General features: G+C 71.2%; 23 protein-coding genes. 7 read left to right on the forward strand and 16 right to left on the reverse strand.

Annotation, left to right across the window (positions count from 1 at the left end):
• Position 1: 1 nt before the first annotated feature.
• From LDL49_RS23750 to LDL49_RS23760, 3 genes are all read right to left on the reverse strand, one after another.
• Positions 2 to 2,623 (reverse strand): phosphoenolpyruvate carboxylase, encoded by a 2,622-nt coding sequence (locus LDL49_RS23750; protein ID WP_225293457.1) that lies wholly within the window; start codon positions 2,621 to 2,623, stop codon positions 2 to 4.
• Positions 2,624 to 2,690: 67 nt separating this feature from the next.
• Positions 2,691 to 4,250 (reverse strand): hypothetical protein, encoded by a 1,560-nt coding sequence (locus LDL49_RS23755; protein ID WP_225293460.1) that lies wholly within the window; start codon positions 4,248 to 4,250, stop codon positions 2,691 to 2,693.
• Positions 4,247 to 5,023, reverse strand: a complete 777-nt coding sequence (locus tag LDL49_RS23760; protein WP_225293462.1) for an ABC transporter ATP-binding protein — start codon at positions 5,021 to 5,023, stop codon at positions 4,247 to 4,249. The genes LDL49_RS23755 and LDL49_RS23760 overlap by 4 nt, the downstream gene beginning before the upstream one ends.
• Positions 5,024 to 5,058: 35 nt before the next feature.
• Between LDL49_RS23760 and LDL49_RS23765 the strand changes: the two genes are divergently transcribed.
• The 6 genes from LDL49_RS23765 to LDL49_RS23790 all read left to right on the forward strand — a co-directional run bounded on the left by LDL49_RS23765 (position 5,059) and on the right by LDL49_RS23790 (position 10,199).
• Positions 5,059 to 6,648: an acyl-CoA carboxylase subunit beta gene (locus LDL49_RS23765; protein ID WP_225293464.1), complete on the forward strand. Its 1,590-nt coding sequence runs from the start codon at positions 5,059 to 5,061 to the stop codon at positions 6,646 to 6,648.
• A complete protein-coding gene (locus LDL49_RS23770; RefSeq protein ID WP_225293465.1) occupies positions 6,645 to 6,851 on the forward strand; it encodes an acyl-CoA carboxylase subunit epsilon in 207 nt (68 codons plus the stop codon). The genes LDL49_RS23765 and LDL49_RS23770 overlap by 4 nt, the downstream gene beginning before the upstream one ends.
• A 100-nt stretch (positions 6,852 to 6,951) precedes the next feature.
• Entirely contained in the window at positions 6,952 to 7,893 is a 942-nt protein-coding gene (locus LDL49_RS23775; RefSeq protein ID WP_225293467.1) for an NYN domain-containing protein, read from the forward strand.
• 130 nt (positions 7,894 to 8,023) lie between these two features.
• A complete protein-coding gene (locus LDL49_RS23780) occupies positions 8,024 to 9,460 on the forward strand; it encodes an Ada metal-binding domain-containing protein (RefSeq protein WP_225293469.1) in 1,437 nt (478 codons plus the stop codon).
• Positions 9,457 to 9,957 carry a methylated-DNA--[protein]-cysteine S-methyltransferase gene (locus LDL49_RS23785; protein WP_225293471.1) on the forward strand — a complete coding sequence of 167 codons (501 nt, stop codon included), beginning with the start codon at positions 9,457 to 9,459 and terminating at the stop codon, positions 9,955 to 9,957. The genes LDL49_RS23780 and LDL49_RS23785 overlap by 4 nt, the downstream gene beginning before the upstream one ends.
• 44 nt (positions 9,958 to 10,001) lie before the next feature.
• Positions 10,002 to 10,199, forward strand: coding sequence for a hypothetical protein (locus tag LDL49_RS23790; RefSeq protein WP_225293473.1), 198 nt, complete (start codon positions 10,002 to 10,004; stop codon positions 10,197 to 10,199).
• A gap of 27 nt (positions 10,200 to 10,226) precedes the next feature.
• Here LDL49_RS23790 and LDL49_RS23795 read toward each other — a convergent pair whose 3' ends face one another.
• The gene (locus tag LDL49_RS23795) at positions 10,227 to 11,387 is read right to left on the reverse strand and encodes an MFS transporter (RefSeq protein ID WP_225293475.1); all 1,161 of its coding nucleotides are present in this window, start codon (positions 11,385 to 11,387) and stop codon (positions 10,227 to 10,229) included.
• 90 nt (positions 11,388 to 11,477) lie between these two features.
• Here LDL49_RS23795 and LDL49_RS23800 point away from each other — a divergent pair, with 90 nt between their 5' ends.
• A complete protein-coding gene (locus LDL49_RS23800) occupies positions 11,478 to 11,909 on the forward strand; it encodes a MarR family winged helix-turn-helix transcriptional regulator (RefSeq protein ID WP_225293478.1) in 432 nt (143 codons plus the stop codon).
• Positions 11,910 to 11,929: 20 nt separating this feature from the next.
• On the opposite strand, the gene LDL49_RS23805 is transcribed toward LDL49_RS23800, so the two are convergent.
• The 12 genes from LDL49_RS23805 to LDL49_RS23860 form a co-directional block, all read right to left on the reverse strand.
• Entirely contained in the window at positions 11,930 to 12,853 is a 924-nt protein-coding gene (locus tag LDL49_RS23805; RefSeq protein WP_225293480.1) for a hypothetical protein, read from the reverse strand.
• On the reverse strand, positions 12,853 to 13,443 hold the full coding sequence (locus tag LDL49_RS23810) for a hypothetical protein (RefSeq protein ID WP_225293482.1): 591 nt from the start codon (positions 13,441 to 13,443) through the stop codon (positions 12,853 to 12,855). The genes LDL49_RS23805 and LDL49_RS23810 overlap by 1 nt, the downstream gene beginning before the upstream one ends.
• The gene (locus LDL49_RS23815; RefSeq protein ID WP_225293484.1) at positions 13,440 to 16,136 is read right to left on the reverse strand and encodes a BTAD domain-containing putative transcriptional regulator; all 2,697 of its coding nucleotides are present in this window, start codon (positions 16,134 to 16,136) and stop codon (positions 13,440 to 13,442) included. The genes LDL49_RS23810 and LDL49_RS23815 overlap by 4 nt, the downstream gene beginning before the upstream one ends.
• A gap of 75 nt (positions 16,137 to 16,211) precedes the next feature.
• Positions 16,212 to 16,715 (reverse strand): Tad domain-containing protein, encoded by a 504-nt coding sequence (locus LDL49_RS23820; protein WP_225293486.1) that lies wholly within the window; start codon positions 16,713 to 16,715, stop codon positions 16,212 to 16,214.
• A 20-nt stretch (positions 16,716 to 16,735) separates the two neighbouring features.
• Positions 16,736 to 17,158, reverse strand: a complete 423-nt coding sequence (locus LDL49_RS23825; RefSeq protein WP_225293488.1) for a TadE family protein — start codon at positions 17,156 to 17,158, stop codon at positions 16,736 to 16,738.
• A complete protein-coding gene (locus LDL49_RS23830) occupies positions 17,155 to 17,547 on the reverse strand; it encodes a TadE family protein (protein ID WP_225293490.1) in 393 nt (130 codons plus the stop codon). Before LDL49_RS23830 ends, LDL49_RS23825 begins: the two co-directional genes overlap by 4 nt.
• 104 nt (positions 17,548 to 17,651) lie before the next feature.
• Positions 17,652 to 17,873 carry a hypothetical protein gene (locus tag LDL49_RS23835; protein ID WP_225293492.1) on the reverse strand — a complete coding sequence of 74 codons (222 nt, stop codon included), beginning with the start codon at positions 17,871 to 17,873 and terminating at the stop codon, positions 17,652 to 17,654.
• Complete coding sequence (locus LDL49_RS23840) at positions 17,873 to 18,793, reverse strand: type II secretion system F family protein (protein ID WP_225293494.1); 921 nt, start codon at positions 18,791 to 18,793, stop codon at positions 17,873 to 17,875. Before LDL49_RS23840 ends, LDL49_RS23835 begins: the two co-directional genes overlap by 1 nt.
• A gap of 11 nt (positions 18,794 to 18,804) precedes the next feature.
• A complete protein-coding gene (locus tag LDL49_RS23845; protein WP_225293496.1) occupies positions 18,805 to 19,647 on the reverse strand; it encodes a type II secretion system F family protein in 843 nt (280 codons plus the stop codon).
• A complete protein-coding gene (locus LDL49_RS23850) occupies positions 19,644 to 20,942 on the reverse strand; it encodes a TadA family conjugal transfer-associated ATPase (RefSeq protein ID WP_225293498.1) in 1,299 nt (432 codons plus the stop codon). The genes LDL49_RS23845 and LDL49_RS23850 overlap by 4 nt, the downstream gene beginning before the upstream one ends.
• An 85-nt stretch (positions 20,943 to 21,027) precedes the next feature.
• The gene (locus LDL49_RS23855) at positions 21,028 to 21,744 is read right to left on the reverse strand and encodes a CpaE/TadZ family protein (protein WP_225293500.1); all 717 of its coding nucleotides are present in this window, start codon (positions 21,742 to 21,744) and stop codon (positions 21,028 to 21,030) included.
• A gap of 1 nt (position 21,745) precedes the next feature.
• A complete protein-coding gene (locus tag LDL49_RS23860; protein ID WP_225293502.1) occupies positions 21,746 to 22,411 on the reverse strand; it encodes a hypothetical protein in 666 nt (221 codons plus the stop codon).
• Positions 22,412 to 22,544 lie beyond the last annotated feature (133 nt).

Raw genomic sequence — 22,544 nt, forward strand, 5'->3', positions numbered from 1 at the left:
GTCAGCCGGTGTTCTGCAGGCCCGCCGCCACCCCGTTCACCGACAGCAGGAGCAGCGTCGAGAGGCGTTCGCGTTCGTGGTCCGACAGGGTGCCGGTGCGCATGGCCGTCAACGCGCGAAGCTGCAGGTGCGACAGCGCGTCCACGTACGGGTCGCGGAGCTGGACGGCGCGGGACAGGACCTTGCGGTTCTCCAGCAACCGGGTGTGGCCGGTGACCTGCAGCACCAGGCTGCGGGTCCGGTCGTACTCCTCCATGACCTGGCGGGCGAAGTCGTGGCGGCCGCCGAGTGCCAGGTAGCGTTCGGCGATCGACCGGTCGGTCTTGGCCAGCGACATCTCCGCGTTGTCGAGCAGCGCGTTGAACAGCGGCCACTCGGCGTAGGCCGCCTTCAGCTCCTCGAGTGAGGCCACCGCGGCCAGGCCGGTGCCCAGGCCGTACCAGCCGGGCAGGTTGACCCGGGTCTGGGCCCAGGCGAAGACCCAGGGGATGGCGCGCAGGTCGTCGAGCGAGCGGGGGGCGCCGAGGCCGCGGCGGGCGGGGCGGGAGCCGAGGCGCAGGGAGCCGATCTCCTCCAGCGGGCTGACCAGGGCGAACCACTCGGGGAAGCCGGGGGCTTCGGTGAGCGAGCGGTAGGCCTGCTCCGAGGCCGTGGCCACCTGCTCGGCGAGCGAGCGGAAGCGGTCGGCCGCGGCGGCGGTGCGGGAGCCGACCGAGGGCGAGGAGGCCATCAGCACCGCGTTCGTGACCTGCTCCAGGTGGCGGCGGGCGATGGCGATGTGGCCGTAGCGGGCGAAGATGACCTCGCCCTGCTCGGTGACCTTGAAACGGCCGGCGACCGAGCCGGGCGCCTGGGCGAGCACCGCGCGGTTGGCGGGGCCGCCGCCACGGCCGAGCGCGCCGCCGCGGCCGTGGAACATGCGCAGCTTCACGTCGCGCTCCAGCGCCCAGGCGGTCAGCTGCTCCTGCGCCTCGTACAGGCGGAGTGTCGCGGCGGCCGGGCCGAGCTCCTTGGCCGAGTCGGAGTAGCCGAGCATGATCTCCATGCGCCGGCCGTTGGCGGCCAGCCGCTCGCGCATCGGCGGCAGCTCCAGCATGCCGGACAGCACGGCCGGGGAGTTGGCCAGGTCCTGGCCCGACTCGAACAGCGGCACCACGTCGAGCACGGGCGCGCGCTTGCCGAGCGCGTGCTCGGCCAGCGCGTAGACGGCGGCGATGTCGTCGGCGGAGCGGGTGAAGGAGACGACGTAGCGGGAGCAGGCGGTGACGCCGAACCGCTCCTGGATCCAGGCGATCACCCGGATCGTGGCCAGCACCTCCTCGGTGCGCTCCGACAGCTCGCCGCCCGCCCTGATCTCCTCCAGCGCGGCCGCGTGCACCTGGGAGTGCTGGCGTACCTCCAGCTCGGCCAGGTGGAAGCCGAATGTCTCGACCTGCCAGATGAGCTGCTGCAACTCCCCGTACGCCTGACGCGCGGCGTGGCCGGAGAGCGAGTCCTGGGCCAGACGCAGGTCGGCGAGCAGCTCGGCCGGCGCGCGGTAGGCGAGGTCGAGGTCGCGGCGGAGGGTGGCGGCGATGCGGGCGGCCACGAACATCAGCCACTGCCGGTGCGGCTCGCTCGGCGAGCGGGTGGCCATCTCCGAGACCACCTCGGGATGGGCGTCGACGGCCGCGGCCAGGGCCGCCCTGAGCTCCGGCGACGGCGGCGCGAACTGCTCGGCCGCGGTGAGCGTGCGGGCGATGCGCGTGCAGGCCGTCTCGAGGGCGGTCAGCACGTGGTCGGACTGGATCTGGACGGTCTCGCGGGTGACCTTGGCGGTCACGTTGGGGTTGCCGTCGCGGTCGCCGCCGATCCAGCTGCCGTAGCGGATGAAGGGCCTGGCCAGCGGCGGGCGGGTGCCGGAGCCGTCGCCGAGCGCCGCGTCGAGCGAGCGGTAGACCTGCGGCACCATGCGGAAGAGCGTCTCGTCGAAGGCGGCCATGGCCGTGCGTACCTCGTCGAGCGGGTCGAGCTTCGTGGAGCGCAGCTGGGCCGTACGCCACAGCAGGTCGATCTCCTCCAGCAGCCGCCGGCGGCTCTCGGCGCGCTCGGAGGCGCCGCGCCCGGCGGCGTTGTACTCGCTGAGCTGGCCGCTGATCCGCTGGATCGCGGTGACGACCGCGCGCCGGCGCGCCTCCGTCGGGTGCGCGGTCAGGACCGGGTGCAGCTCCAGCCCCTCGACCAGCTCGGCGACGCGCTCTTGTCCCAGCTCGTGTACGGCCTCCGCCAGCGACTCCCGCTCCACCCGGCCCTCGGTGTCACGTTCGCGCAGGATGCGGATGCGGTAGTGCTCCTCGGCCAGGTTGGCCAGATGGAAGTAACAGGTGAACGCGCGGGCGATCTGTACGGCCCGGTCGATCTCCCACTGCGCGACCATGGCCGTGATCTCGTCACCGGTGACCTCGCCCCTGCGGGCGGCGATCACGGCCTTGCGCAGGCGTTCGACGTCGGCCAGCAGATCCTCGCCGCCCTGCTCGGCGATCACCTGCCCGAGCAGCTTGCCGAGCAATCGCACGTCCTTGCGCAGCTCATCGGGCATCTCGGTGACCGCGGCACTGCGACGCTCAATCCCCTGGTCAATCATGCTTCCACGGTATCCACAAGGGTGGAATGTCCGTAAGGCGGTCTCACGTATTGGACTAGACCAATGGTCAGGTGGGCCGGGACACCGCGGCGAGGAGCTCGGGGAGCCGGGGGAAGCCGATCTTCGCGCCGAGCCGCCGGCCCAGCGCCTCGGCCAGCAGACCGTAGAACGGCGCGAGCACGGACACCCAGAGCAGCCCGAAGAGCAGCGGCACCACGAACGGCAGCGACAGGAGGGAGATGCCCAGCAGCGCGCCGAGGCCGGAGACGAACGCCTGGCCGCCCTGACCGGGCGCGGCTCCGCTGAAGGCGTTCATCCGTTCGGGCAGCGTGTAGGGGATGACGACGCTGGTCACGGAGCCGACGCCGAAGCCGGTGCCGAGCGCGCCCAGGCCGATGAGGATTGCCGGGACGATCGCCTCCGGGTGGCCGGCGAACAGCCCGGCGCCGACGGCGAGCAGCGCGAGCAGCGGCGCCGCGACCAGCGCGCCGGCCAGGTGGCGCCCGGCCAGGTCGGTGCTGAGGCCGCGCTCCGAGCCCATGGTCACGGCGTTCATCCAGAGCGAGCGGCCGTCGATGCCGAACGAGTTGGCCGATTGCAGGGCGATCATCATCCCGGCCGACGCGGTGAGCAGGATCGGCATCGACGCCCCGACCTCTCCGGAGCGGGTGACCGAGAAGCCCAGCACGAGGGCCACCACGACGGAGGAGAACCAGCCGACCCGGTAGCGGGGCTCGCGCCTGATGTACTTGAGCTCCTTGGTGACCACGGCGGCCAGCGGCCCGCTCGGCACGAAGCGGTCGACCAGGCCGCTGCCCCTGCGTACGGAGGCCGCGCGGGTGGAGGAGTCGGGTGTGACCAGGGCCCGGCTCAGCGCCTTGATCCACAGCCAGCCGACCACCACGACCACGAGGGCCACGACGGCGAGCTCGGCCAGTCCGGTCAGGCCGCCGTCGGCCATCGCGTGCGCGGCCATGCCCGAGGGTGTCCACCTGAGCAGGGCCGCGACGCCGCGCAGCATCCCCGCCGGGTCGCCGATGTCGCTGTTGATCAGCAGGTTCGGCAGCTGGGCGAGCAGTACGACGAAGATCGCGGCCACGGCCAGCACGTCCCGGCCGCGCCTGGTGCGCAGGGCGCTGGACAGCGCCGTGGTGACCAGCCGGGAGGCGACCAGGCAGAGCGCGAACTGCAGGAGCACGGCGACGATCCCGAGCAGGACACCGCCGACGCCGGTGGCGAGCCCCACCAGCGCGCCCGCTGTGATGATCAGGGTGGCCAGCGGCCAGACGCCGGTGGCGGAGGCGGTGAACATGCCGACCGCGAGCCGGTGGGTGGGCAGCGGGAACAGCGACAGACGCGCCGGGTCGAGCGTGTCGTCCAGACCGAACGCCAGCAGCGGCACGACCATCCAGCCGATGAGCATGGCCGAGAACACCACGACGACGATCGACGCCGCGACGTCGTGCGGCGCCAGCCGGAGCAGACTCATGAGCAGGAAGCCGATGACGCTCACGAACACGGACATGATGAGGGTGAAGACGAAGCCGAGCTTGCGCTGGATGTCGCCTCGGAGGTTGCCGACCAGCAGCCGGAGCTTGAGCTGGGCGAAGAGCGCGACAGTGTTCACGCCGGCTCCTGCTTGCCCCGGCCGAGCCAGGTCAGGCCCGAGTCGCCGTTGTCGCGCGGACCGCCGACCAGCTCCAGGAACGCCTGGTTGAGGCTGCGTCCGGCGCGTACCTTCTCCAGCGGGCCCTGGGCCACGATGTGCCCGGCGCTCATCACCGACACCCAGTCGCAGAGCCGCTCGACGAGGTCCATCACGTGGCTGGAGAAGATCACGGTCGAGCCCGACGCGGTGTAGCGCCAGAGCACCTCGGTGAGCGTGTTGGCGCTGACCGGATCGACGCCCTCGAACGGCTCGTCGAGGAAGAGCACGGACGGGTTGTGCAGCAGCGCCGCCGCCAGGCCGATCTTCTTGCGCATGCCGGTGGAGTAGTCGACGACGAGCTTGTCGGCCGCGTCGGCCAGGTCCATCACCCGCAGCAGCTCGCCGGCGCGCTGCTCCACGTCGGCCTTGGGGATGCCGCGCAGCCTGCCGTTGTAGAGGAGTAACTCGCGGCCCGACAGGCGCTCGAACAGCCGCAGCCCCTCGGGCAGCACGCCGATGCGGGCCTTGACCTCGACGGGATCGCGCCACACGTCGAAGCCGTCGATCTCGGCCTGGCCCCCGTCGGGGCGGAGCAGCCCGGTGATCATGCTCAGTGAGGTCGTCTTGCCGGCGCCGTTGGGGCCGACGAGCCCGGCGAAGCTGCCTGCCGGGACCACGAGGTCGATGCCGGCCACCGCGATCTGCGGGCCGTAGCGCTTGAACAGGCCGTGCGTGCGAACCGCCTCCGTCATGGATCCACTGTAGGAGCCGGGTTAATGTTGCGCGCATGACTGCTGCCGACGCCGTACCGGACCCGCCGGACATTCACACCACCGCCGGCAAAATCGCCGACCTGGAGCGCCGGCTTGACGAGGCGGTCCACGCCGGCTCGGCGGCGGCCGTGGCCAAGCAGCGCGCCAAGGGCAAGATGACCGCGCGGGAGCGGGTGCTGGCGCTGCTCGACGAGGACTCGTTCGTGGAGTTCGACGAGTTCGCCAGGCACCGGTCCACGATGTTCGGGCTGGAGGGCAGGCGACCGTACGGCGACGGCGTGATCACCGGCCATGGCACGATCGACGGGCGCCAGGTGTGCGTGTTCTCGCAGGACGTGACCGTGTTCGGCGGCTCGCTCGGCGAGGTCTACGGCGAGAAGATCGTCAAGGTGCTCGACCTGGCGCTGAAGACGGGCTGCCCGATCATCGGCATCAACGAGGGCGGCGGCGCCCGCATCCAGGAGGGCGTGGTCGCGCTCGGCCTGTACGCCGAGATCTTCAAGCGCAACGTGCACGCCTCGGGCGTGATCCCGCAGATCTCGCTCATCATGGGCGCCGCGGCCGGCGGGCACGTCTACTCCCCCGCGCTGACCGACTTCGTGGTGATGGTCGACCAGACGTCGCAGATGTTCATCACCGGGCCCGACGTGATCAAGACGGTGACCGGCGAGGAGGTCACCTTCGAGGAGCTCGGCGGCGCGCACACGCACAACACCAAGTCGGGCGTGGCCCACTATCAGGCCACCGACGAGAGCGACGCGCTCGACTACGTCAAGGCGCTGCTGTCCTACCTGCCGTCCAACAACCTGGACGAGGCGCCGGTGTTCGAGGGCGCCGCCGACCTGGAGCCGGATCCCGAGCTCGACCTGCTGATCCCGGACTCCGCTAACCAGCCCTACGACATGCACCGGGTCGTCGAGCACGTGCTCGACGACGGTGAGTTCCTGGAGGTCCACGCGCTGTTCGCGCCGAACGTGGTGGTCGGGTACGGCCGGGTCGACGGGCAGGCGGTGGGCGTGGTGGCCAACCAGCCCATGCATTTCGCCGGGTGCCTGGATATCAACGCCTCCGAGAAGGCAGCCCGCTTTATTCGAACATGTGATGCTTTTAATATCCCTATCCTGACTTTTGTAGATGTCCCGGGATTCCTCCCAGGGACCGATCAGGAATGGAACGGAATCATCCGCCGCGGCGCCAAGCTCCTCTACGCCTACGCCGAGGCGACCGTGCCACTGGTGACGGTCATCACCCGCAAGGCGTACGGTGGGGCATACGACGTCATGGGGTCCAAGCACCTGGGCGCGGACGTCAACCTGGCGTGGCCCACGGCGCAGATCGCGGTCATGGGCGCGCAGGGCGCCGTCAACATCCTCTACCGGCGCGAGCTCACCGCGGCGGGCGACGACGCCGACGCCGAGCGGGCCAGGCTGGTGACCGAATATGAGGACACGCTGGCCAACCCGTACATCGCGGCCGAGCGCGGCTACGTCGACGCGGTGATCAGACCCGCCGAGACCCGGGCTCAGGTCGTCAGGGCGCTGCGGGCGCTACGGAACAAGCGAGCCTCGCTGCCGCCGAAGAAGCATGGGAACATCCCGCTATGAGCGCCTATCTGCGGATTGTTTGTGGGGACGCCACGCCGGAGGAGATCGCCGCCCTCGTGGCCGTCCTCGCCACCCGGCAGCAGGCCGCACCGGAGCCGGCGGTCGTAGCGCGAAGTCAAACATGGCGAAACCCGGCGAGAGCGATGCGTAAGGCAGCCGCACCGGGGAAGTCGGGTTGGCGGATGAGCGCTCTACCGAGATAGATCCCGGGAATCGGGTGTCAAGTTCTCGAGGAGTTGGGACTATCTAGAGAAAGTAGGCGTATATAGTCAGCCGATCAACTAACCGCGGCCTGGAGGACACATGGCCATCCCAGACCTCATGCCGCATGCTGTGGCAGCGAAGTACGCCGTCCTGGTGGACGTCGGTTATCTCTATGCTGCCGCAGGCGAAGTGCTGCTGGGCGCCAAGGAGCGCAAAGAATATCGAGTTGCCGCCGACGAGCTGATCCAGAGTCTACAGAAACATGCGCTGGAACGTATATCTGGCGAACTGCTGCGGATCTATTGGTATGACGCCGCTCGCGACCGTGTGCCGACCGTCGATCAGCGGGTCATCGCCCAGTTGCCCTGGGTCAAGGTACGGCTTGGCAACCTGAACGCCCGTGGCCAGCAGAAGGGTGTGGACGCGCAGATCAGGAGCGATCTGGAGGCCCTGGCCCGGCATCATGCGGTGACTGACACGATCTTGCTCGCCGGAGACGAGGACATGGTCCCCGCGGTGGAGGCGGCGCAGGCGTACGGGGTGCGCATCCACTTGTGGGGCGTCGAGCCGCCGTACGGCACCAACCAGGCCGAACGGCTGGTTTGGGAGTCGGACACCGTGGAAGTGATCACTGCTGAATTCCTGAGGCCCTTTTTCAGTCGTGCTCCGCAACCCGTTCCGGTCGCCCCGCCGGTGACCGCTCCGTCGCCCGCGCAGGTGTTCGCCGGGCGCGCGCCCGTCAAACCGCACGTCAAGCCCGGCCAGGTGGCCAAGCTCGGGCCCAGCCGGCCACGCGTCGAGGATGTGGGCGAGCACGTGGCACAGAAGTGGATCCTCACGCGTGGCCGCGACAACATCCGCGACCTGCTGCCAGGTCCGATCCTGCCGACGGTCATCGACACCGAGCTGCTCATCGAGGCGGAGAAGGAGCTCGGCCACTCGTTGCGGCCGTTCCCGGAGGCGCGGGTGTGGCTGCGCGACGGGTTCTGGGCGCGCGTCTACCGGGAGTTCGACCTGGGTGTGGGCGTCTCGTCGAAGTGACTGTGGGCGGCTTGTCGAAGTGATGTCCGATTTCCGCTGGTCGGCGGGTTTGACCTGCTGGCCAGCGATTTAACGATCAGGTCCGATTCCCGCCAGTCGATGGGCCGGGCGAACGCATACGCTCGGTGTCATGTCACCACTTGAGCTCGACTTCGACTCCTGCTACCGGGCGGTCGCCGCCCGGGACGCCCGATTCGACGGGCGCTTCTACACGGCGGTGACCTCGACGCGGATCTACTGCCGCCCGATCTGTCCGGCTCGCACGCCGGCCTCGCGCAACGTGCGGTTCTACCGGCACGCGGCGTCGGCCGAGGCTGCGGGCTTCCGCCCGTGCAAGCGCTGCCGCCCGGAGCTCTCCCCCGGCGACCCCGGATGGGACCTGCGCGGTGACCTCATCGGGCGGGCGCTGCGGCTGATCGACGACGGGGCCGCCGACGAGCGCGGCGTGGCGGGGCTGGCCACGCGCCTGCACATCACCGAGCGGCACCTGCACCGGCTGTTCGTGGCCGAGCTGGGCGTGGGGCCGCTGGCGGTGGCCAGGACCAAGCGGCTGCTGCTGGCCAAGCAGCTGCTGACCGAGACGCGGCTGCCGGTCACCGAGGTGGCGTTCGCGGCCGGGTTCGGGAGCGTGCGGCAGTTCAACGCCACGATGCGGGAGACGTACGGGTTCACGCCCAGCGAGCTCCGCGCGACCGCGGGCGGCCCTTCCGTTTCCGCGCCGTCGGCGGTCGAGGTCGTGGCCGGGCCCGCGACGCTCCGGTTGCGCCTGCACCGGCGGGAGCCGTACGACATCGCGGGCGTGTTCTCCTTCCTGACCTCGCGCGCGATCCCCGGCCTGGAGGTGGCGAGCCCCACGTCCTACAGCCGGGCCGTTCCCGGCGGGACGATCACGCTCACCCCCGAGCCCGGCCACATCGCGCTCGACGTCGCCGTGGACGACACCCGGCAGCTGGCCCGCATCGTGGCCCGCTGCCGCCGCCTGCTCGACCTCGACGCCGACCCCGACGCCATCGCGGCCGCGCTGGGCGAGACCTCCCTGCGCCCGCTCATCGAGTCCCGGCCCGGCCTGCGGGTGCCGGGCACGTTCGACGGCTTCGAGCTGGCCGTACGCGCCGTGGTGGGCCAGCAGATCTCCGTCGCGGGCGCCCGCACCCTGCTCGGCCGGATCGTCTCGCGGGCCGGCCGGCTCACCGAGCGCCCCGGGCTGACGCACCTGTTCCCCACCGCCGCGGAGCTACTCGCGGCGGACCTCACCGGGCTGGGGCTCACCAACCGCCGCGTCGCGACGCTCAAGGAGCTGGCCATCGCCGTCTCCGAGGGCCGGATCGACCTCGACGGCGGGCAGGATCCGGGCGAGGCCGTGGCCGAGCTGCTCGACGTTCCCGGCATCGGCCCCTGGACCGCCAGCTATGTCGCGCTGCGCGCCCTCCGCGACCCCGACGCCTGGCCCATCGGCGACCTGGTGCTCAAGAAGCGCATGGCCTGCCTGGGCATTCCCGACGATCACATCGAACGGTGGCGGCCCTGGCGGGCCTACGCCGCCCTGCATCTCTGGAGCTCCTCATGATCGACGCCCAAGTCATGCCGACCCCGATCGGCCCGCTGTCCCTGCTGTGCCGCGACGGCGTACTGGTCGCGGCCGGCTTCACCGCCGACCCCTCGGACATGTTCGTCCGGCTGTCGCCCGCGCTGCAGGCCGAAGGGCTGGACGTGGTCGGCGACCTGGGCGCCGCCGCGCAGGCCGTACGCGACTACCTGGACGGCGACCTCCTGGCCCTGGACGCCATCCCGGTCGAGCAGCCGGGCTCGGCCACCCGCAAGCGCCTCCACCAGGCGCTCCGGGAGGTCAAGCCGGGCACCACGGTCTCGTACGCCGAGCTGGCCGAACGCGCCGGCATGCCCAGGACGGCGGCCCGCGCGGCCGGGTCGGCCTGCGCCCAGAACCTCATCGCCCCCTTCGTCCCCTGCCATCGCGTGCTGCCCGGCTCGGGCGGCTATGGCGGCTACTACTACGGCGTACCGGTCAAGGAGTGGCTGCTCGCCCACGAGTCCGGCCGGCTCTAGCAACTCCCCGTCATGGCCCGGCAGCTCTCTGTACGATTGGGTGGATGGGCGGAGCACACGAATACAGGGGCGAGCCGGAGCGGACGCCGGCTCAGTTGATCCTGGGATTTCTGGACGCACGCGACATCTCGGTGCCCGAGGAGGCTCGGTCCCGCATCCGCACATGCACGGACCAGAGCCTCCTCGACCGCTGGACCGTCCGGGCCGTGACGGCGCTGAGCGTGGACGAGCTGTTCAGCTGAGCCGGAGGCACGGCGCCGGTGGCGTTGTCAGGCGGCCGGGACGAGTTGGCGGCGGGACTGCACGCCGGCGAGTCCCGCCACCGCCAGCCCGGTCAGCCCGAGCAGCGCGGCGGTCCAGGCCGGAGCCGTGTAGCCGAAGCCCGCGTCGATGGTCAGCCCCGCCACGAACGACCCGATCGCGTTACCCAGGTTGAAGGCGCCGATGTTGGCCGCCGAGGCCAGCGTCGGCGCACCCGCGGCGGCGTCCAGGACCCGGGTCTGCAGCGGCGGCACGGTCGCGAAGGCGGCCACCCCGAACAGGGTGATCGTCACGATGAACGCCACCTGGTTCCCCGCCACCAGCGCGAGGACCAGGCCCAGCAGCGCGAGCAGGGCCACCGAGCCGTAGATGCTCGGCATGACGGCGCGGTCGGCGAGCCGGCCGCCGATCAGGTTGCCGACGACGAGCCCCACCCCGAACAGGGCCATGACGACCGGCACGGCACCCGGGGAGAAACCCCCGACGCCCGTCATGATCGGCGAGATGAAGGTGATCACCGCGAACACCGGCGCGAACCCGAACACGGTCATGGCCAGCGCCAGCCATACGCCGCCCTTGCGGAAGGTCGCCAGCTCGCGCAGCATCCCACCGCCCTCGGGCCGCGGCTGGGCGGGCACCAGGACGAGCACGCCGATCAGCCCGGCGACGCCGATGGCCACCACGACCCAGAACGTCGCCCGCCAGCCGAACGCCTGCCCGATCCAGGTGCCGAGCGGCACCCCGAGCACGTTCGCCAGGGTCAGGCCGGTGAACATGAGCGCGATGGCGCTGGCCCGCTTTTGCGGAGCGACCAGATCGGCGGCCACCACGGATCCGACGCCGAAGTAGGCGCCGTGCGCGAACGCCGACAGGAACCGGCCGACCATGAGCACGCCGTACGAGGGGGCGAGCGCGGAGAGCAGGTTGCCCACGATGAACAGCACCATCAGCGACAGCAGCATGGTCTTGCGGGACAACCGGCCGCCGAGCATGGTCAGGGGCGGCCCGCCGATGGCCACGCCCAGGGCGTACCCGGACACGAGCAGGCCGGCGGCGGGGATCGTGACGGCGAAGTCCGCGGCCAGCTCCGGCAGCAGCCCGTTGATGATGAACTCGGTGGTGCCGATGCCGAAGGCGCTGATCGCGAGGGCGAACAGGGCGAGTGGCATAGAATACTCCTCAGACGACGTTAGTCAGCGTAGACATTATTTGCACGCGCCGACTAAACGACCATACAACCTTGTCTGGGAAGGTGTCACATGCCGCTAGCCGATGACGCCGTCGAGGCGCGCGCCCAGGGCTGGCGCACGCTCGCCGCGCTGCACGCCAGGATCGAGGACCGGCTGGAGCGGGCCCTGCAGAAGGAACACGAGCTGAGCGTGAGCGAGTACACCGTGCTCGACGTGCTGGGCCGCCAGGACGGCTGGCACATGCGCATGCAGCAGCTCGCCCGCGCGGTCGTGCTGAGCCAGAGCGCCACCACCCGTCTGGTGACGCGGCTGGAGAACCGTGGGCTGCTGTCCCGCTACCTGTGCGAGGACGACCGCAGGGGCATCTATACCGAGGTCACCCCGGCCGGCCGCGAGCTGCTCGCCCAGGCCGGCCCCACGCACGACACCGTGCTCAAGGAGGTTCTGGCGGAGGCGGCGGAGCTGCCGGAGCTGGCCCCGCTCGCCGCCGTCGTCGCCTGAAGCACTCGTCAGGACGCCGTCTAGGGTCTGACGTTGCTCTGTACCTCACCCACCGGCACGTCGCGGGTCGCCCCCACCTGGACCGGCGCGAACTGCACCGGCACCGCCCGGTCCGCCACGGTCACCGGCCACACGGTCGTCACGGTCAGCTGGTAGACCTGCCGCGGCTGGTCGATCGACGAGCGCAGATACTGCACGCCACAGGTGAAGGCGGCCCCCTTGGCGTACGGCTTGCCGGTGGCCCCGCACTGCTCGCGTACCTCGGCCCGGTCCTTGCCGGTGCCCGCGTCGATCTTGATGTCCTGGAGCGTGGCGACCACGGTGGCGCTCATGACGCCGGGCAGCGTCGCGGTCGCCGTGCGCCGAGGCTGACCGATGCCTTCGAGCCACACGAACGTCGGCAGGTTGACGAAGCTCTTGGCGTCCGGGCTCAGCTTGACCGTCGGCTGGGGCACGGTGATCGCCGCCCGCGCGATCTCGGCCAGCTGCTCGAAGGTGATGCCGGAGGGCGGAGTGTCGTTCGGCGGCACGAAGACGAACAGTTCGAGCCCGGCCCAGCAGGTGGCGCCGTTGGGGTCGGACGCGTCGTAGGCGGGCGTCCACCAGTTCCCCGGCTGCCCCTTCTTGTCCTTGAACTGCTGGACGAACTTATTGAAACTGTCCTCGTCGGCCTTAACCCTGGCGAACTGGGTCTTCGAGTCCGTCTGGAACTTGAGCATCTCGTCGGCGCTGAGCCCCGGCTCGTACCAGCAGGGCCGTTTGATCCGGTAGCCGTCGCTCTTGCCGCCCTTGCCCACGTCGCCGCTGACCACGATCTTGGAGTCCCTGAGAGTGAGGGTTCTCGTTCTGCCGTTGTTGGTCGCCGTGGCGTCCGTGGAAGGTGGGGGCGTAGGTGCGGCCAGCAGGAGCGAGCCTGCCATGAGCACCGGGATCAGGGGATTCATCAGGTGCACCCTTCTTTGTCCTGGCGGAATTCCCTGATCCGCCACACACCGTCGTCGCCGCGATGCGCGAGCACGGCCTGGAGGTAAGGAGCGCGCACCCAGTCGGGCTGGCGCGCGACGGCCTTGCCTGTGGGCGTGGAGACGAGGCGTACACCCCGCTCGTCCACGCAGGTGTCGACCTGGGCTCCCTTGCCCATGACCGACGTGATCCGCAGCCTGTAGAGACGCGCGACGCCGCGCGCCGACTCCTGCCGGTCGGCGAACCCGCGCACCCACTCGCCGGCCCGCGGAATCATGGACGGCTCGACATGACGCAGGTAACCGGTGTCGCCGATGACGACCGCCTTCCACCGCTCCACGTAGTAGTCGGCGAAGAGCCGCTGCAGGGCACTGGCCGAGCTCCCCTTCTCCACCTTGACCTTCAGCTCGTCGCCGACCTCGACCGTCTTGGACTGGGCGGGTGTGGGAGCGGGCGCCGCGGCGGTATCGCCGGTGACGGGGGTCGCCACGTCACTGGGGGTGTACGGCCGCTCGGGCGGGCCGCAGCCCGCCGCGAGCAGGAGCGCCAGCATTACCGCCATCCGCCTCATGCCGTCGACTCCCTCACTATGTGGATGCGCCACGACGGCAGCAGCTCGTCGATCAGCGCCTCGGTCTCGGGTGCCATCCCGCCGCCATAGGGGTGGGAGGACGCGCGCCTGGTCAGCCCCTCGACGACCGTCCGGAGCCGCAGCACGTCCCCGGTGGCGTGCGTGGCCCGCAGCAGGTCGCGCCAGAGCCCCTCGTCGTCGGTGGCGAGCAGCAGGGCCGCGCGTACGGCCGCGACCGCGGCGTCCGGCTCGCCGTGCGCCAGCCGGAGCTCGCACAGCCGGTGGGCGGCGTCGGCGACCCCGGCCGCGACGTCGTACTCAAGGTCGTCGCCTGCCAGCCACGCGTATCTCCCGAGCGGCCGCCCGCTCAGCAACGGGCCTCTGACCAGGCCGAGCGCCTTCTCCAGGAGTACGGTCCGCGCCGTGGGATCGCCGTGCGAGCGGCGGACCAGCTCGCGGAAGAGCGCCCAGTCGGTGCGTACCGCGGGCCCCAGCCGCAGCCTGCCCGCCTCGTCGACGTGCAGGTGCTCGCGGCCCAGCCAGTCGACGACCCTGGCGATCGTGGCGTCCCTGACCATGGGCTGCACGCCACGCGGCCACAGGACGCCGCCCAGCACGACGGGGTGTACGCCGCCGGGATGCGTGGCCAGGTAGACCAGCAGCTCGGTGGCCAGCGCCATCCGTCCCTCTTCGAGCGGATCGCGGCCGACGATCTCGATGGGGCCGAGCATCCTGACCTCCACCGCGGGTGGCGCCAGCTCCTCCAACGGCTCCGCCTCGGGCACCGCCTCGCCGTCGAGCTGCTCCGCCGTACGGAAGAGGTCGATCAGTGCCTGGTAGTGGCGGCGCGGCAGCAGCTGGGCGGTCACCTCGAAGCCCAGCTCGGCGATCTTCGCCTTGCCGTCTTCGGTGATCTCCAGGGTCCAGGTGGCGTGCGGCACGTCGCCCGTCACCACGTATCCGGCGGTGTCCTTGCGGGCGAGCAGCGCCAGGCGGCGCGCCTCCTCGTGGGTGGGGGCCACGGCGGACAGCAGGTAGTGGGCGTCGCGGGGGCTGCCGGTGACGCGCCCGGTGAGCACCTCCTGGCGCGGGGCGGCGGTGGCCTCCAGCTCGGGCAGCACCTCGGCCAGGCTGCCCACGGCCCTGATCCGGTCGGGCGCGATCGCCGTCAGCTCGTCGCCGAAGCCGACGAGCGTGATGCGCATCCGGTCGGACCAGCGGTTGGTCGCCAGCTCCACGGCCAGCGCCGCGAGCGCCGCGGTGGTCTGCGGGCCGCGGATGTTGATCAGGCCCTGCGCCGCCTCCAGGTCGATCAGCACCCGGCCGCTCTCGTCGGCGCCGAGCGAGACCAGCCCGGGGTACGGGGCGCCGCCGGGCTGCTCCTCCAGCAGGCGGCCCTCGTGCGCGGCCAGCCGCCACACCTGGCCGCCGTCCTGGGCCGTCCACGGCGCGGGCGCGTCGCCGTCAGGCGGGTGGATCCACAGGTCGAGGTTGCGTGGCGACAGGTGGGCGGCGTAGACGGTCGGCGGGGTGCGGCCCTGCGTGGCCAGCTCGGCGCCGAGCAACCTGAGCCCGATGTCGAGGATGCGCGTGCCCGGCGCGTCGGCGCCCAGCCTCAGCGCGACCTCGGCCTTGGCCGCATCGTCGCGCGGCCGGACGATGCGGCGGCCGAACGCGCGCCGCCACAGCTGCTCGCGCCGCCGCCTGGCCAGCACGACCAGCAGACCGGCCGCGGCCAGCGACGCGGCGGCCAGGTAGTCGGTCAGGTCGGCGGCGGGGCTCTGCACGACGGGCTGCTCGGCTCCGGTCTCGTGGCGTGCGTGCGCCGGCCCCTGCTTGACGCTGGAGGTCTGGCGCGCCTCGTCGGCGACCCGCTGGTGTTCGCCGTGCGAGCCCGCCGGGTGCTGCTTCAGTGTCTGGGCCCGCGCCTGGTTCACCGGCACGACGTGCGCGTGGCGCGCGTCCTCGGGCATGTCGAGCACCCAGCCCGGCCTGATCAGGTCGGCCATCCGCAGGCGGGTGCCGTCGGGCTGCTCCTTGTGCTGGTTGAGCCGGTAGATCTCCGGGTATCGGCGCCCGTCACCCAGGCACTTCTCGGCGATCTCCCACAGGCTCTCGTGGTGCCGGCCGTGGGGCGGCTGGACCACGTACACCTTCTTGGTGGCCTGCGCCTCCATCGGCTGCTCCACGATCGGCGCGGAGTACGCGACCGTCGTCATGGGCGGCGCGGTGGGCGGCGGCGCCGCCAGCTTGACGAGGGGCACGACCATCGCCCCGGCGGTGAACAGCACCAGCACGGCCGAGACGAGCTTGTTGGCCAGCGCCTGGGACCCGCCGGAGAGCGGCACCCTGGCCGGCATGCCCACCCTGCGTACGCCCGCGTAGACCTCGACGATCACGCACGAGAAGAACTGCAGCCAGGCCAGCCACACGAACAGCACCAGGACGGCCATGATCGTGCTGGGCCCCACGCGGCTGTTGAGCACGTCGAGATCGAGCAGTTCGGGAGAGATCGGCGGCCCGACGAACGTGAGCAGCGCGTACGGCACGCCGCCGACGATCGCCACGAGCACCGCGAGCGCGCCGAGGCCCGCCAGCACGTCGCCCGCGCTCCGCCTGGCCGGGATGCGCACGGGCGCCTGCCCGGGCCCGCGCGGCCGGCCCGCTGGACGCGCGGGGTCTCGCGTCGGCATCGGCTCTCCCTTCTCCGTGTTCAGGGTCCTGCGTGGTGGTGCTCTGATCCATCGAGTGAGCGGAATCGGTCTGGCTCACCTGGCCTGCGGCCCGGCCGTGGCCTCGCCCTCCATCTCGGTGCCGGGGAAGCCGATGGCCTGCAGGAAGAAGGCCGTCCAGCGCACCTTCACGGAGACGGTCACGCCGTCCTGTCCCTGCGCGACGGTGCAGGTGCCCCTGGTCACGTCGGCGCTGCCCGCCGCCGAGATCACCTCGTCGGCCCGGTCGCACACCTGGCCGTCGCCGAGCAGCCGGATCTCGCCCGTCTCGTGGAGGTGGTCGGCGTCGATCTGGTCGGCGCCCGCCCGCGCGGCCTGCTCGGCGACGTCGGCGGCCCGCAGCCGCGCGTTGATCGCCCCGCCGCCGTCGACGAGCAGCCCCGCCAGCAGGAACACCGCCACGGAGAACAGCACGGTGAAGACCGACATCGACCCGCGATCGCGACGGCGCACGCGGTCGGGGCGGTTCACGCGGTCGGGGCGGCTCACGCGGTCGCGGCGGGTGACGCGGTCGCGGCGGCTCGCTCGGTCCTCTTGCATCGCTCCAGAGGCACCGCGGCTCATTCGGTCCTCCTGAACTGCTCCAGGGGCACCACCGAGGTGCCGGTCATCCGCTTGGTGCCGGAGAAGCCCAGGAAGCCCAGGTCCAGCTCGCAGGTGACCTCCGCCTGCACCTGGCCCCCCTCCTCCCACTTGGAGCCGGCGAGGGACACCGCCGGGCTCTGGCACCGCCCGTCGAGCGCGGCCTTGACGCTCCGGTCGGCCGCGTCGCCCGCGTCACCGAACGACCGCCGCACCGAGGCGGCCCGAGCCGCGTCCCGCGCCGCGCCGTTGACCTCGCCCTGCGCCTCGACCAGCCGGCCCGCCCCCGCCAGGAACATCAGGAACAGCAGGAAGACGGGCGCCAGCATGACCGTCTCCACGGCCATCGAGCCGCGCTCACGCCACCGGTTCCGGCTCACCCGCAGTCGGTTCTGGCTCATCCGCAGTCGTCACCCCCGTCGTCCGGGCGGAAGCACTCGATGGGGCCGCCCGAGGTGGCCGTGATCGTGAACGTGAGCTCCGGAAGGAGCGGGATGACCTGTACGGCGCTGCCGGTCACGGTGACGAAGCGCTCGTCGGGATCCTTCTCCGCGGTCGTGACCGCGGCGTTCGAGAGCAGGCGGGGGCCGATGGCCCGGACGATGTCGGTGGCCTTGGTGGAGGCCGCGCCCTCCCAGTCGCCCGAGTCGAAGGGGGCCGACCTGGCCACCCTGGCGCCTTCCTTGGCGGCCGCCTCGGCCACCTGACGGCCGTGGAACCAGAGCGCCACCTGCACGATGAGCAGCACGACCGCCAGGATGACCGGCATCAGCAGAGCGAGCTCGATCACCGAGGCGCCGCGGTCGCGCCGTCCGCGCCCCCCTGTTCGGCGGCCCGGCCCGGTCGCCGGCCGGCCCGGTCGCCGAGGGTGCCCGCGCGGGCGCCGGGCACCTGTCACGTGCGCCCGCCGGTCTGGCCGAAGCTGGTTTGGAGTTCGCTCTGCTTCCCCTCGACCAGCTGCTTGATCAGCGTGGCCAGGCCGAGGGCGACGCCGGCGATGATCGCCGAGATGATCACCCACTCGACCGCCGAGGCGCCCCGGCTGGGGGCGGTGCGGGCGCGCTGGATACGTACGCCGAGGTATGCCTGCAGGTAGATGACCCAGGGATGGTTCATTAGGACCCCAACATCTTCATAGCGGCGGGATAACTGAGAAAGATCACGAAGCCCGCGCAGAGCAGCAGCTGGGCGACGAGCATCGACTGGGAACGCTCACCGGCGCGACCCTCGATCTCGGCCAGCTCGCGGCGGCGCAGCGTGGCGGCCCTCGCGGTCAGGGAGGCGCGGACCTTGGCGCCGTCGTCGGCGACCAGGCCGAGCGCGGCGGACAGGTCGCGCAGCTCATCGACGTTGATCTCCTCGCCGAGCTGGCCGAGCGCCTGCCATGGGGTGATGCCGACGATCCTGGCGCCGGCCAGCGCCTCGCGGATGCGCGACATCGCCCAGTTGGGCTCGTCACCGCTGACCGAGACCGCCATCATCAGCGCCTCGGGCACGCCGCGCCCGCCCGCGAGGTTCATCGAGACCAGGTCGAGGAAGGCGCCGACGACGTGCCGGAAGTCGCGCCTCTTCGCCGCCGCGTCGCGTCGTACCTGAACGTCGGGCAGGAAGAAGAAGACCAGCGACACGAGTACGGCCGACCAGAACGGGATGGTCAGGGACGTGCCCCACCCCATCAGCGCCAGCCAGCCGAGCAGCACCGGGAACGCCAGCAGCCCGGCCGACGCGAGCAGCGCCTTCGTGGCCAGGTAGCCCTCGAACGACCGCCCGACCAGCGCCAGGTCGGCCTTGACCGACCGGACCTCCCACCCCCGCGCCTGGTAGAGGCGGGCCAGCCGGACGCCCACGCCGCGGCGGAAGGCGGAGACCTCCTCGTCGGGCAGGGCGAGCTGGATGCGCGGCGCGTCGGCGTCCTCGCGGACGGCCTCGATCGCCAGCAGCCGCGACACGAGCCCTGGACGGGCCGGGAACAGCGCCCTGATCAGCAGGAACAGACCGAGCCCCAGCACGCAGCCGGCCAGCACACCCTCAACCATGACGGCCCCCTCTATCCATTGCCGCCCCCTACGAGCAGGCGGGTGGGCTTGTCGAACCGGGCCAGCCGCCGCATCCAGGCGAATCCGGCGCCGAACAGCCCCGCCACGACCGCCAGCACGGCCTGGCCGAGGAGGCCGTGGTATTCGCTGACGTACGAGGGGTTGAAGACGACGAGCAGCCCGGCGAAGACCAGCGCGGTGATCACCACGATCTGGACGCTGCGCCTGGTGGCCCGGCGTTCGGCCTCGACGCGGCGGCGCATGTCGAGCTCCTCGCGGGCGGACACGGCCAGCGCCCCGAGCACGTCGCGCAGGCCGGGACCGCGCAGCTTGGAGTTGAGTATCAGCGCGGCCACCACCAGGTCGGCCGAGGGGTCGTCGAGCTCGTCGGCGAAGAGCGCGAGCGCCTCCGGCAGCGCCATGCGGGTGTGGAGGCGGTCGACCAGGGCGCGCAGGTGCGGTTTGAGCGTGGGCGCGGCGGCCCTGATCGACGACGGGATGGCCTGTTCGAGCCCGGCCGCGCCGGCGATCGTGTCGCGCAGCGACTCCGTCCAGGCGGCCAGCCCTTCGAGGCGGCGCATCGCGGCTCGTTCCTCGGCGGCGCCGCCCGACAGGCCGCGCCAGGCGAACACCAGCAGCACCGTGCCCACCGCCGCGACCGCCCACTGGGTCACGACCAGCACCAGGGTGGCGGCCACCGCGGCGATCGCGGTGCGGGTGGTGAGCGTCTTGACCAGCTCGCGCTTGGGGCGGGCGGGGCGGACGCGCATGCCGTACAGGGAGAGGATGAACAGGAACAGGCCGCCGCCGACGAGCGCGCCGGCGAGCAGGGCGAGGGGATCGAGGTCGATCACAGCCAGCCTCCGGGGTTGTATCCGTGGGCGGCGAGCTCCTCCAGGCAGGAGACGGGGGCGTGGGGCAGGGCGGTGCCGTCGGGGCCCGGGATGAACACCTCGCTCGACAGGACGCGGCCGTCGCAGCCGTTGACCTCGCGGATGCTGGAGACGTAGCGCCGCAACGTGCCGCCGCGGCTGTAGTCGTTGCGCTTCTCGACGAAGACCACGAAGTCGATCGCGCCCGCGATGAGCATGTGGGTGGCGTCGATCGGCAGCCGCTCGCGGGCCTGCAGAGCGTAGGTGGAGATGCGGTTGAACACCTCCATGCTGGAGTTCGCGTGGATGGTGGACAGGGAGCCGTCGTTGCCCTGGGTCATCGCGTTGAGCATCGTGACGATCTCGTCGCCGAGCACCTCGCCGACGATCACCCGGCTGGGGTTCATCCGGAGCGACCTCCGGACCAGCTCGGCCATGCTGATCTCGCCCTGACCCTCGGAGTTGGGCAGGCGCTGTTCGAAGGCGACGACGTTGGGGTGGAGCTCAGGGAACTGGTCGAGGCCGAGCTCCAGGGCGCGTTCGACGGTGATCAGGCGCTCGTGCGGCGCGATCTCGTTGGCCAGGGCCCTGAGTAGGGTGGTCTTACCGGCGTTCGTGGAGCCGGCGATCATGATGTTCTTGCGGGCGCCGACCACCGCGCTGAGGAACCTGCCCACCTCCGGGCTCAGCGTGCCGTTGCCCACGAGGTCCGACATGAACACCTTGCCCAGACGGGCCCGGCGGATCGATACGGCCGGCCTCAGCGTGACGTCCATGACGGCGCTCAGCCGCGATCCGTCGGGCAGCCGCAGGTCGAGCTGCGGATTGGCGGTGTCGAACGGCCTGCTCGACAGCCCCGAGTAGGCCGCCAGGATCTGGATCAGCTCGATGAGCTCGTCGTCGGACTCGGCGACCGGCTCCTGCATGAGCTCCTGGCCATCGGCGTAGCTGACGAAGACGCGGTCGCAGCCGTTGATGTCGATGTTCTCGACCTCGGTGTCGTCGAGCAGCGGCTGGAGGCGGCCCACCCCGAACAGCGCGGCGTGGATCCCGGCCGCCAGCGCCTCCTCCTCCTCGACCGTGGGCGGAGTGCGGCCCAGGCCGATCTCGCTGCGCGCGTGCTCCTCCAGGACCTGGGAGATCAGCGCTCTGGCGAACTGGCGCTCGTCTTCGCCGGTCATCGAGACCAGGCCGTTGACCTGGTCGAGGCGGCGCTGGTGGGCCAGGCGGTCGCCGACTTCTTGGCGGAAGCGCTTGACCAGGGAGTGATCGATCACGGGCTGCTCACTCTCGCGAGGACGCGTGTCGTACTCCGGGTTGTACGTAGCGGACCTCTCGCGAGGTTGAATGCCATACCGAAATTCATAGGTTGCTCACCAATCGTCCCGCGAGATCGCGTGCCGTCCGGATGAGCAGGCAGCGGTCGAGGCGCCCGCCCCACTGGCCGCGCAGCAGCTCAGCGCCCTTGGGGTCGTGCGCGAGGCCGTGGACGAACTTGACGCTCGGACCGACGATCCTGCGTACGTCGTCGATCGAGGAGCGGTAGTTGCGCGGGTCGGCGATCACGGCCACGCCGTGGGCCTTGGTGATGGACAGGCGCTCGCGCAGGTGGGCGACATGGTCGAGGGTGGCCCTGGTGAGCAGCACGACCTGCTCGGCCTGCGCCATCAGGTCGCCGAGCTGCGGATGGCCGCCGAGCCGGCCGCAGTCGGCGATCACGTCGGCGTCGGGGATGGCGGCCAGCGCCCTGCCCAGCGGACCCCACAGCCAGGTCAGCCCGGCCGCCTGCTCGCCGTGGGTGAGCCCGGCCAGCACGTCCAGGCCGCCGACGATCTTCTGGGTGTGCTGGTGGATCTGCGCGGGCTCCAGGCCGCGCCGGGCGGTCGCGGCCAGCGTGAGCAGGCCCTTGCCCGGGTTGAGCACGCCGCCGTCGGCGGCGGGCAGCCGGTAGGCGAGATCGCCGCCCGCGGGGTCGCATTCGGCGAGGAGTACGGGACGCGGCCACACCGCCGCGAGGGCCGTCGCGGCAGTGGTCACACCAGGCGCGCCCTTGTCGGCGGCCAGTACGATCAGCGCCACGTCAACTTACTCCGGGCAGGTCGGCCACGGCGATCTCACCGCTGGAGGCGTATTGGACGATGGTCTTCGCCGCCGGTGCGTCGACGATCACGGTGATCAGGATGGATCCGCCGGCCCGGCCGCCGTCGCTGACGCTCTCGACGAGAGCGCTCTGTGCGAGTACGCGGCTTTCCGCCTGGTCGGTGCGGCCGGGGACGTACACGACCTGGACTCGATGGCTTCTGTCCAGGCCCGCTGGGAACTGCCCAGGTTTCAGGGAGAGGCCCACCTTGGCTTTGCCGGGCACCAGCTCGCTGCTGGCTTTGACGCCCATGTTGTGGGTCAGCAGGGTGCCGGGCACGATCGTGACGGCCGCGAAGCTCTTCACGACTTCGAACCTCTGTGACCAGGAGACGTAGTCGAGACCGGTGTTGGCGATCTGCACCTCTTCGAGCGCCGCCGGGGTGAACTGCTGCCCGGCGCCGATCTGCTGGGTGACCCTGATCGCGGAAACGCGGTCGCCGCTGCGCAGCACGAGCAGCGTCGTGGCGAGCGCGCCGCCGAGGATCAGGAGCACGGCGAGAGCGGCCAGGGCGGGTTTGCGTTCGCGGGGTGGCACGGGGAGCTTGCGCGAAGCAGGGCCGGACAACCCCGCCGTGTTGACGGCAGGCTTTTCACTGGTCCTCATGGGTGGGGGGCTCCCATTGTGAATTGTCGAATTCACGCCATTATGTGCACCCGCCGGTGGGGGCGGGGCTGGAATGCGAGGAACCATGCTCGTTTCGCAGGTGGCGCGATGTCAACAAGAAATAATCAATGCC

Origin of the sequence: Nonomuraea aurantiaca (assembly GCF_020215705.1) — a bacterium.
Lineage (GTDB): Bacteria > Actinomycetota > Actinomycetes > Streptosporangiales > Streptosporangiaceae > Nonomuraea > Nonomuraea aurantiaca.